This window comes from Flavihumibacter sp. CACIAM 22H1 (assembly GCF_001601815.1).
In the GTDB taxonomy this organism is placed as follows: Bacteria; Bacteroidota; Bacteroidia; order Chitinophagales; family Chitinophagaceae; genus Flavihumibacter.
In genome coordinates this window covers 1-10041 of sequence record NZ_LUKG01000004.1, presented here as the reverse complement: position 1 = coordinate 10041, position 10041 = coordinate 1, and the positions used below count along the sequence as shown (strand labels likewise).

General features: G+C 40.0%; 13 protein-coding genes and 1 pseudogene. 11 read left to right on the top strand and 3 right to left on the bottom strand.

Annotated features, from left to right (window positions below):
* Positions 1-662, bottom strand: a 662-nt coding sequence (locus A1D16_RS01930; RefSeq protein ID WP_290707235.1) for an AraC family ligand binding domain-containing protein, incomplete at its 3' end; no start/stop codon positions are given.
* A gap of 174 nt (positions 663-836) precedes the next feature.
* On the opposite strand from A1D16_RS01930, the gene A1D16_RS01925 reads away from it, so the two are divergent.
* The 6 genes from A1D16_RS01925 to A1D16_RS01900 all read left to right on the top strand — a co-directional run bounded on the left by A1D16_RS01925 (position 837) and on the right by A1D16_RS01900 (position 4686).
* Positions 837-1046: a 4-oxalocrotonate tautomerase family protein gene (locus A1D16_RS01925; RefSeq protein WP_290707233.1), complete on the top strand. Its 210-nt coding sequence runs from the start codon at positions 837-839 to the stop codon at positions 1044-1046.
* 1 nt (position 1047) lies between these two features.
* Positions 1048-1794 carry an SDR family oxidoreductase gene (locus A1D16_RS01920; RefSeq protein WP_290707231.1) on the top strand — a complete coding sequence of 249 codons (747 nt, stop codon included), beginning with the start codon at positions 1048-1050 and terminating at the stop codon, positions 1792-1794.
* Positions 1795-1818: 24 nt separating this feature from the next.
* The gene (locus A1D16_RS01915) at positions 1819-2583 is read left to right on the top strand and encodes a type 1 glutamine amidotransferase domain-containing protein (RefSeq protein ID WP_290707229.1); all 765 of its coding nucleotides are present in this window, start codon (positions 1819-1821) and stop codon (positions 2581-2583) included.
* 11 nt (positions 2584-2594) lie between these two features.
* Entirely contained in the window at positions 2595-2972 is a 378-nt protein-coding gene (locus A1D16_RS01910) for a nuclear transport factor 2 family protein (protein ID WP_290707227.1), read from the top strand.
* A gap of 92 nt (positions 2973-3064) precedes the next feature.
* Positions 3065-3673 (top strand): FMN-binding negative transcriptional regulator, encoded by a 609-nt coding sequence (locus A1D16_RS01905; RefSeq protein ID WP_290707224.1) that lies wholly within the window; start codon positions 3065-3067, stop codon positions 3671-3673.
* Positions 3674-3705: 32 nt separating this feature from the next.
* Positions 3706-4686, top strand: coding sequence for a hypothetical protein (locus A1D16_RS01900; protein WP_290707222.1), 981 nt, complete (start codon positions 3706-3708; stop codon positions 4684-4686).
* 407 nt (positions 4687-5093) lie between these two features.
* Here the strand turns inward: A1D16_RS01900 and A1D16_RS01895 are convergent, their stop codons facing one another.
* Both A1D16_RS01895 and A1D16_RS01890 read right to left on the bottom strand, forming a co-directional pair.
* Entirely contained in the window at positions 5094-5417 is a 324-nt protein-coding gene (locus tag A1D16_RS01895; RefSeq protein ID WP_290707220.1) for a hypothetical protein, read from the bottom strand.
* Positions 5417-5692: a papain fold toxin domain-containing protein gene (locus A1D16_RS01890; protein ID WP_290707218.1), complete on the bottom strand. Its 276-nt coding sequence runs from the start codon at positions 5690-5692 to the stop codon at positions 5417-5419. The genes A1D16_RS01895 and A1D16_RS01890 overlap by 1 nt, the downstream gene beginning before the upstream one ends.
* 408 nt (positions 5693-6100) lie before the next feature.
* On the opposite strand from A1D16_RS01890, the gene A1D16_RS01885 reads away from it, so the two are divergent.
* From A1D16_RS01885 to A1D16_RS01875, 5 genes and pseudogenes are all read left to right on the top strand, one after another.
* Positions 6101-6298 (top strand): hypothetical protein, encoded by a 198-nt coding sequence (locus A1D16_RS01885; RefSeq protein WP_290707216.1) that lies wholly within the window; start codon positions 6101-6103, stop codon positions 6296-6298.
* 342 nt (positions 6299-6640) lie between these two features.
* Positions 6641-6808 (top strand): RHS repeat-associated core domain-containing protein, encoded by a 168-nt coding sequence (locus tag A1D16_RS21670; RefSeq protein ID WP_366206318.1) that lies wholly within the window; start codon positions 6641-6643, stop codon positions 6806-6808.
* 387 nt (positions 6809-7195) lie between these two features.
* The gene (locus tag A1D16_RS01880; RefSeq protein WP_290707214.1) at positions 7196-7561 is read left to right on the top strand and encodes a hypothetical protein; all 366 of its coding nucleotides are present in this window, start codon (positions 7196-7198) and stop codon (positions 7559-7561) included.
* Positions 7562-8458: 897 nt separating this feature from the next.
* Positions 8459-8698: pseudogene (locus A1D16_RS21665) on the top strand (RHS repeat-associated core domain-containing protein); the annotation flags it as partial.
* 208 nt (positions 8699-8906) lie between these two features.
* On the top strand, positions 8907-9443 hold the full coding sequence (locus A1D16_RS01875) for a hypothetical protein (RefSeq protein ID WP_290707211.1): 537 nt from the start codon (positions 8907-8909) through the stop codon (positions 9441-9443).
* Positions 9444-10041 lie beyond the last annotated feature (598 nt).

The window sequence follows — 10041 nt, the reverse complement described above, 5'->3', positions numbered from 1 at the left end:
GCATAAAACTGCACACCATGCTGTTGTTTGTAAAATTTTTCCACCTGAATTTTATAGGCCTGAAAAAGTTTCAGATGCAGGTCAGCATTCAGATCATTCTTAGTGCTTATATTTTTTCTGAGCCTGGTTATATGGGTAATTAATATTTTTAAATAGGCTAATAATATCTTCTCCTTATCTTCTTCATCTACATTAAATTCGGCATCCATTTTTGTAAAAACGTCTTCGAAAGCAGTATGGGCCGCCGCCGATACTTTTAACATTGGCTCTACCTGGATATTATCAAACAAAGTAGTATTCAGGATGTATTCGTCCATATCCTTTGCATCCCTGAAAAGAGAAGGCAGGAATTTAAGTACATATCCCTCGGGCTTTTCATCGGGCTTTATAATATGCATTTGGCCGGGAGAAAGCAGGAATAATGTTGATCCTTCAAACCGGTAATTGACCATATCAATAGTATGCAGCCCACTTCCTCTTTTCAGCCATACAATTTCATAATACTGGTGGCGGTGGTTTTCTTCAAATTCAACAGCCGTACAGCTATGTTCGGTAAGGGCGGCAATTTTTATGCTTTTAACCTCTTTTGTATCGCAATGTTGCCGGATCTCAATTACCGGAGCGCGTTGGTCTTTCTTATTCATTTTTATGAATTCTGTCATAAAAATAATAAAAGCCGGTTTCTTTCACCTGGACAAAAACACCTGCTACTGGCACAATCCGACCGCTTTTCCCCGGTTCTATCAAACATATCCTAAAAGTACAAGCCAAATACCCAAACGTCCATTTTTACCGAATAGGATCTGTTGCAGTTTTGTGCTATCAAAAAATAAACTATGCCTTTTGTACAAATTGACATAACCCGTGACGGTGTTACAAAGGATGAAAAACAAGCGTTAATTACCGGCGTAACCCAATTACTAAGAGAGGTACTCAACAAGGACCCGAAACTTACCCATGTTATTATTCGAGAAGTGGAAACAGATAACTGGGGATTGGGTGGAGAACAGGTGACAGAATTACGCAAACAAAAAAACAAGTATTAAAATGAACAAAAAAACAGCAATCGTAACCGGTGCCAGCACCGGAATTGGAAAAAGAATTACCCGGCTATTTTTGGACAGGGGATACAATGTGGTAATGAATTCAGTTACACCGGAAAACCTGGAAAAAACGTATCTGGAATTCGGATCGCCGGTACAGGCTAAAATGGTAGCCGGTGATATCAGCCAAAAATCAGTGGGTGAAGAATTAGTAAGAACAGCTATTAAATATTTCGGTACAGTGGATGTTCTTATCAACAATGCCGGCGTATTTGCACCCAAACCATTCCTGGATGTAGAGGAGCAAGAACTCGACCACTTCTTTGCAATAAATCTAAAAGGAACATTTTTTGCGTCCCAGTCGGCTATCAAAGAAATGCTCAAAAATGGCGGGGGATCTATCATTAATATTGGTACTGTTTTGGTAGACCATGCCATTGCAGGGTTTCCTGCAACGGCACCCGTTGTTAGCAAAGGAGGCGTACATGCATTAACCAAACAGTTAGCGGCAGAATTTGGTAAGCAGAACATCCGCATCAACAGCATAGCGCCAGGTATTATACGTAGTCCGTTACAAACAAAAATTGGCGTAACCAATTCAGACGACCTGGCCGGGTTGCATTTACTCCATCGCATCGGCGAGCCATCCGATATAGCGGATATGGCCTACACATTGGCAACCAGCAATTTCATAACAGGCGCAATTATTAATGTGGATGGCGGTCATGTAGCCGGGCATCTGTTTAATTAATCAACCAGCTAAAATTATACCTATATGAAATTCTTATTTCCGCTTTTGTTAATCCCGGTATTGCTCATTTCTGCCTTCAGCAGTAAGGCCCAACCAAACAAAAAAACAAAAGTATTATTTGTACTAACCTCTCATAATAAGCTGGGCAAGACAGGCCATGCAACTGGCTTCTGGATTGAAGAATTTGCCACCCCCTATTATTATTTTACTGATAAAGGAATAGAGGTGGAGATAGCAACGCCAAATGGCGGCCAGGCACCAATTGACCCAAAAAGTAACGAACCCTCGTTTCAAACTGCCTCCACCAAAAGATACTTTGCTGATGCAGCTACGCAAAACCTGCTGGCCACTACTAAAAAACTAACACAGGTGAGGGAAGCTGAATATGCAGCAATTTTCTATCCCGGAGGTCATGGTCCCATGTGGGATCTGGCAAATGATATCAACTCAATTAAGCTGATTCAGTCCTTCTATTACAATAATAAACCGATTGCTTTTGTGTGCCATGGGTCGGCAGCCCTGGTGAACGTGAAAGATAATAACGGGAACTACCTCGTAAGTGGAAAAGAACTAACCAGTTTCTGCAATTCAGAGGAGGAAGCTGTTGAGTTAAGCAATATTGTACCTTTTGCGCTGGAAAGCAAACTGAAAGAAAGAGGAGCCATTTATCGAAAAGGCCCGGATTGGTCTTCCTATGTGGCAGAAGATGGCCAGCTCATTACCGGGCAAAATCCACAATCGAGCGAAGAAGTGGCAAAGAAATTATACACCCGGCTTAAAAAAAAATAAATACAGGAAAGATGTTTGAACAAAACAGCCAAGACATTCAGGGAGTCATTGAAAATTATTTCCATGGTATATTTTATGGCGATACGGTCAAATTAGCATCTGCATTTCATCCTGATTGCGTATTATATGGCGATATAAACGGCGAACCCTATGTCAAAACACTTACAGCCTACCTTCAAGGGGTGAAAAACAGGAAAAGTCCATCTGATTTGGGGGAGACATTCAGTATGCAACTAATTGGAATAGAACTGTTGGGAAACAATGCCATGGTAAAGCTTCATGTACCTATGCTGGGATTCAATTATTATGATCTTTTGAGTCTTACCAAAATAAACGGAAAATGGCTAATTGTAAATAAGTTGTTTACCAATATTCCAGTGGTTAGATAAGTACAATACCCCGGCTAATTTTTAGTCCGGGGTTATTTTAAATTATATTTACCGGAAGGAAAAAATAATTATCTCATAGCAGATCCCGAATAATGTATACGAATAAGTACTTCGAAGAAACGGATAGATCAAGGGTGCTCTCCTTTATGCGGAAATACCCTTTCGCCATCATTGTTAATACAGACAATGGTATACCTATAGCAACGCACCTGCCTTTTATAATAGAGGAAAAAAATAATAAATTACTGCTATTGTCGCATTTCGCTACAGCCAATGCCCAGGCAAAGCATTTGCTCAATTCAACAACCCTGGTGATTTTTTCTGAACCAAACGCATATATTTCACCCGGCAACTACGAACAGGAAAAGAATGTGCCTACCTGGAACTATATAGCCGTACATGCCTATGGAAAAACAAGATTGATAGAAGATGAATCCGGAAAATTCAACCTCCTGAATAAAACTATCCAACGTTTTGAAGCCGGTTATCAGCAACAGTGGGATGGTTTGACAGAGAACTATAAATCCAATATGCTGAAGGGCATTGTTGGATTTGAAGTAGAAATCAACGATATACAGGCTACCTTCAAACTGAGCCAAAACAGAACTGACAGGGAAAGAGATACGATCATAGGGGAGTTATCCAAAGGCCCGGATCCAGGCTCGCGGGCTATTGCAAATGAAATGAAAGGAATCCGTTAACCAGTATTTTGCCAAATACTATCTAAAAAATTATGTCGGCGAGCAAAAAATACAGCATTGAGGGCTGGAGGTCCCTTATCGAACCCGCGCTATTACCTTATGGGTTTAAAGCTTATAGCAAAACTATTCTGGGGCGATTAAGTCATGAAGAAGTATTCCAATTCATCGTGTTGAACCAGCACCGACATACCGCCACATTTGCGGTTGATGTAGCCATTCGTCCATTATTTAGTATCAACGAAAGCCACCTAACACTATGGCCCGGCAACAGGCTTGGAAAAATGGTAACAAATGGGAAGATGGATACCTGGTCGAATGCCGGCACCGCCGAAGAAGCAGGAATAAGTTATGCAGAAGTGTTAAAGCAGTTGGAAAAATATGCTATTCCATTCTTTAACCAAACCCGAACAAGTAAGGAAATACTCGAATCCTGCAAGAAAAATTTCCTGGGGCAAAGCAGGTTTAAAAATCAAATAGAATGGGGCACTGGGGCACATAAATGTTTTGATTTTATCCATCTACAGCTGCAGGCAGGAAACTACCAAGAAGCACTCCGGGAAATATCCAAAGCTGAGCATATTGTTGCGGAAATGGATACGGCCAACCAACAGTCCTGGACAGCTTTGTTAATACGCTTAAAAGAAAAGATTGCAAAGGGTCGGGAAGCGGTGGCGAATTATTTAACGGAAACAATACAATCGAGTAAAGATAAACTTCAATTAAACAACTGGTTACCTGCCGATATTTATAGTAAACTGAATCAGCTATTTACGAATCCAGCCGAAAAAGCGAAGGCAGAAAAATTATTAGCGGCTTTACTGGGTGATGAGCGATTGAATATTTCACCGCTGCAAATAGCAAGGAGCGCGCTGGTTATTTCAAACGGAGATATTAGTGTACTGCACAATATCTTTGATACAAATTTCCGCGGCGACCCAAGAGATCTGATACTGGAAGCCGTTGCAAAAACAAAGAATCACCTGGGTTATTTCAGCCAACCATTTAATTATTGATATGTCTGAATTTACTATGAGTCCGAACTAAAAACTATAATTTTAAACTGACCGAAATATCGGCAAGCTGACACATCAAACCCACCAATATATTTACCTTGCTGAAACATATCATCGGATTCGATCAAAAACCCACTCTTCCAATATTTTGTTTTCCGCTATTATTCTGTTGGATATTTCAACAAAATCCTTATTTAAAATGTGTATCATACTTTTTTTTGGTAAATGATTTATCCCTTTCAATAAAGTTTACTCATTTTAATCGGATAAATTGGCCTTATATCTGGTATCTGATAGCTAGCATAAGCCAGTCAACCAACATCCTAATAAACTGATGAACTCTATTAAAACACAAAATATGTCAATTTGAAGCAGAATAACGTATTTGGATTTATCGGAATTTCAAATCACTTCTCAAACTCAGAAATAAACTCATTAAACTTAAAGTTAAAAAAATCTAGTGTTGCAGCATCACTAACACAGTGAAATCTTATTAACCGCGCCCATTCAATGTCTTCATTGGTCTTAAAATGAATATTTATATATTTTTTAAATTCATTCATCATTTCGTCAATAAAAACGTAGTCCTCCATGTGATAAGAAATGCCGGTTTTATACCCAAAAATAATCAGTGTGAGATCTTCAACATTGTTAACCAAAAACATTCCTGGCCTACTAATAACAGCCTTAACAAACTTCAAAAAATGATTTGTCACTTCTTTTCTACTCATTATTTTATCAGTTTAGCACTTTTAATTAATTCCTCCCCCTCTATGATTCTACCATTAATAATTCCTCCAATCTCCTTAATATAATCGTTCTTCAGAATTCCATCAGGATGAAAGTTATCATAAATTCTTACTTCATTCCCTATTGATACTTCAACATATCTATGCATGCCATTATCAGCTAACTGTTTTGTTGGTGTACCAATTAATCCATTTTTTCCAATATTTATTTCAAATATTCTCACTTCTCCTCCTGCTCCTTTAACAATTTTGCTCACATCCCGACCGTCCGGCACCCCGGCCCCATTGCATCCGTACAGGAGCAGTGGCGAACCATACCACGCCGATAAATAGCCATCACCCTATCGCCCTGGCACCTGCCCGTCTGCGGGGCCTCCACCACCTTTATGTGCGCCCCCTGCGCGGCCCCGCCGCCCTTTATCTGTTGAGCGTTGCCTCCGCTATCGCTACGGCGAACAATATGGCGCCAGAGGCCTTAGCCGTGCCTTCGTGCTCCGCTATCGCTGCGCACTCCCGGCTCGCCAACGGCGGGGCCATGGCGCGGGGGGCGCGGGATCACGGATCAGCCCTGGTAAATAGCCACCAGCAGTAATAACACGGAGCAACGCTTCCAGGTAAAATAACCAACCGCAATAGGAACAGCGATGCTACTAACTGCAAGGGCTATGCGTCAACAGTACTACATTATCCCATCCGCTGTTACCAATGCTACGGGTAATCAGTATACGATCATGGAAGTAAAGCCGGCTGAAGAAGCCGTTTTTATGGCAGCGCACGGTCACCACGTCATTGCTAAAGGAAGCAGTATTGCTGAAGCGTTGCTTGCCTACCAGCAGTGGTTATACCAACAACCTGCTCGCTAACCCTAATAGGGCTACGGTCCTTTTTTATCCAAACCCACTGCCGCCGCCGATCAGCGGTAGTATAATGCCCAGCAGTTGTACCGGCGTTGGCTTGCCCTTTACCCCGCACCAATAAGCCTGGTAACAACTTCACTAATAGCCGCACCCAAAGCGCTTATTGGTACGGGATAAAGCGCCGATACACCCTTCCAACACGTCCACAACTGATTTTCTTTTTTTTCAACTGAGTTCAACTGAAAAAGCTTCCGTTGAAAGAAAAAAGCCGCTATCTTGGTAGTAGTTCTTTGAGTAAAAAGCCGGTGTAAGCGGCCTTGTACAGCTGGGGTAAAATCCGGTTCGGGTGTGTATCGGTATGGATTTAACGGAAAAAAAAATGACAACGAAGTAAAAGGAACCGGCAATCAGCAGGATTATGGGATGAGAATCTACGATCCGAGGTTGGGGAGGTTCCTGAGTGTTGATCCATTGTTTAAATCATACCCCTGGAATAGTACGTATGCGTTTGCTTAAGGTAGCCCAATTAAGAATGTTGATTTAGATGGTGCGGAAAAATGGTCATATAATTATATAGTTGATGAACAGACGGGTAACTTATTATTAAAGAATGTAACTTCTAAGGACGTAAATCAAGCGGGTAAACAACTTCCACATTCTATAGGGTATACAATAAATGAAAGAAATGCTAGTAGGCAGGCTGTTACTCAGTTTTTAGAGCCGGAATCTCGTGAACCTATTGTTGATAAAGCACTGAACAAATTAATTACGGACAAAAAGCGATTTAACGGCAACTTTCCTGATAACTATTATGAAGAATTTGGCAGCTTTCTAATTGATAATAAAATTGAAGAATTAAGGGGAAGCTCTAAGAGTGAACCTGCTGCAATTACGGGAGGGTTTTTGGCGATAAAAAATCTTCTTGATAATGAGAATAATTTTGATGGTGGGAAGGGAGCGTCTATTTTTCATGCTTATGAAAATATAGTTCGAAGAGATGATAACACAGGTTATGATAAACTCCTTCATTTTACATTTAGCGCTACTCATGGATATACAAAAGGGATTTCTATAGGAAAAGCTTTGGGTTTATCTAAGGAACTTTTTATGGATGAGATTGCTAGCTGGTTTATAGATGATATAGGATGGGATAAGAATGATATAAAAGCAAATGAAACAGGATTAAAGTTTGCTGAGCAATGGCGGGAATATTTCAGGGGAAAGTATGGGGAACTCAAGCCTCAGCAGAATAATGCTGAACAACAATAGTCGTTATGATGATTAGAATAAAAATATTATTGATTGTTATTGTGGCAATAAGTTATTTAATGGGATTTATTGTTTTGTATAATATTTTATTTGATTCGCTTGATAAGATTAAAAGTGGGGGGTATAGCCCTGAGGACGACGAATATCTAAAATATAAAAACTATTTTATTTGGGGGTGGTGGTGGTTGCCAGTTATAATCTGGTGCATTGTAAGAATATTTAAGAGGAAGTGAGTAATTGAAATTTAGCAAGGTGCTCTTGGCCTAGTCTGTTTTTTCGATTCCGCTTAGGTGTACATTCTATAAGTAACACCAGCCGCTGAAAAAACAACGGCTTTTTTTATTATTTGTAGGCGAGTCTTGTTTTGACGTGATTGCGCGGAATTTCCACGTTGCCTCCGCTACCGCTCCGGCGAAACGACTAAGTAGCCAGCGGCCTTAGACGTTCCTTCGTGGCGCTGCTTAGGTGCAATCCAGTGGTAAGTGCCCCTCCTGTCACGGCACCGGCGGGACCATGTAGAGGGCGCGGGAACACGGAGCAGCAGCTTAGTTATAGCCACCACCAGCAGGAATACAAATCAACAAAAACAATATGCCGCCGCTGATCAGCGGTAGAATAGATCTCGGCGGTAGTGCCGGCGCTTTACCCCGCACCAATAAGCCTGGTAACACTCCACCTGAATAGCTGCACCCAAAGCGCTTATTGGAACAGGATAAAGCGCCGATATACCCTTACAATACGGCCACAATTAATTATCTTTTTTCAATTAAGTTCAACTAGAAAACTTCCATTGAAAGAAAAAAGCGACTATCTTGGGAGCAGTTCTTTGAGCAAAAGCCGGTGTAAGCCGCTTGTACAACGTTAGTAAAATCCGGTTCGGGCGTATACAGCTATGGATTTAATGGAATAGAAAATGACAATGAGGTAAAAGGAACGGGGAATCAGCAGGATTATGGATTTAGGGTTTATGATCCAAGACTCGGTAGGTTTTTAAGCGTGGATCCGTTGGCAAAATCGTATCCTTGGTACACGCCATATCAGTTTGCGGGTAATACTCCGGTACAGGCAATAGACATAGATGGATTGGAAGAATATGTCGTTACAAATTATTATAATCGGTTTAACCAGCTTGAATAAACTACACTCAAATTTATAAATGATAAAGAGCTTAATCAGGTTGTAAATATGCAACTGGTTACAAGTAGTGGGCAAAAAATATCACCCAATCACAAAGTCTTAGTTCGAAATATTAGCAGCAAAGGGCAATTGATTTCATATGGAAGAAAACAAGCGTTAAGTCGAAGAGAGTTAGATGTTTTGAATAGCGGTCAAAAAGAATCGGTCAATGAACCTAAGTATAATCCGTTTTGGGGTTGAGTTTTCGGATGGACAATATTTGGCATCCGAATCAGATTCCTATACTGATGAAAAATATGAGGGATTTGACGTTATCAAACAGTTTCGTCCTGTTCCACCTCCGCCCCCAGTTCCTACTGGCACGATTATAAAGGGATTTAAAGGAGCTAATAATTATTATGTTGGAACGCTACCCTTTAATCAAGCTGGAAGCTTAGGTGATGAACTTACGGAACAGCTAACTACTATCGCTAAGAAGCTGATGCATCCTGATAGTAAAATAGAAACGGTCACAATCTCTGTAACCCAGGTTATTGGATCGGAGACGACAACAGCAGAAGCTGTAGAAGCTGTAGAAGCAAGGCGTCAGGTAAACATTGCAATAGTTAACATGATAAATTTGCTAAAAGGTAAAACAAAGAATAAAGCTATAAAATTTGTTAATGGGAGAGCCACAGTAATACAAGCAGATAAGACTCCTAATCAAGTGTCAGATTCAGGAACGAAAATAAAGTTTGATAAATAAAGCAAACCTGATAATGTTTTTTAGTAAAATTTTTATAGCCTCTTTATTTATGGCTTTGATCCAGTATCATCCAGACCAGATGAGGTATAGAATTAGGCTGCAGGAGTATAGCTACACGTTTATTCCACAGGGGAAATGTAGGGATACCTTGTTTACGAAACTTGATCAAGGCAAATCCATAAAGATTTATTTGTTTGATTGCAAGGGTAAGATGAATGTAGAATGCTTTAATAAAGATTCTATACTTATTGAGAAGGGCTCGTATGTGAATTCATTAGATTTATTAAAGAGCTATTATTATGCTATTGATGCAACTCGATCTAAAACTACTATTAAAGTCAGTAGCTATTATCACCCTTTAAGAAACGGCGTTTGGTATTATTATGATGATTTGGGAGAACCCTTGTTGAATAAGATTTATGACAGAGGGATTGTAATTGATAGTTTTATTTTTAAATAGACATTTTCGAGAAAAATGTAAGTTTGAAACTATCAGGAGTATTTTTTTATCGGTTAATAAAAAAACGCAAGCGGAAATATGTTTTTCGTCAGCGTGCTTTTTGTTAAGAACTTCTGCTCTCTAGTTTTTATTATAACA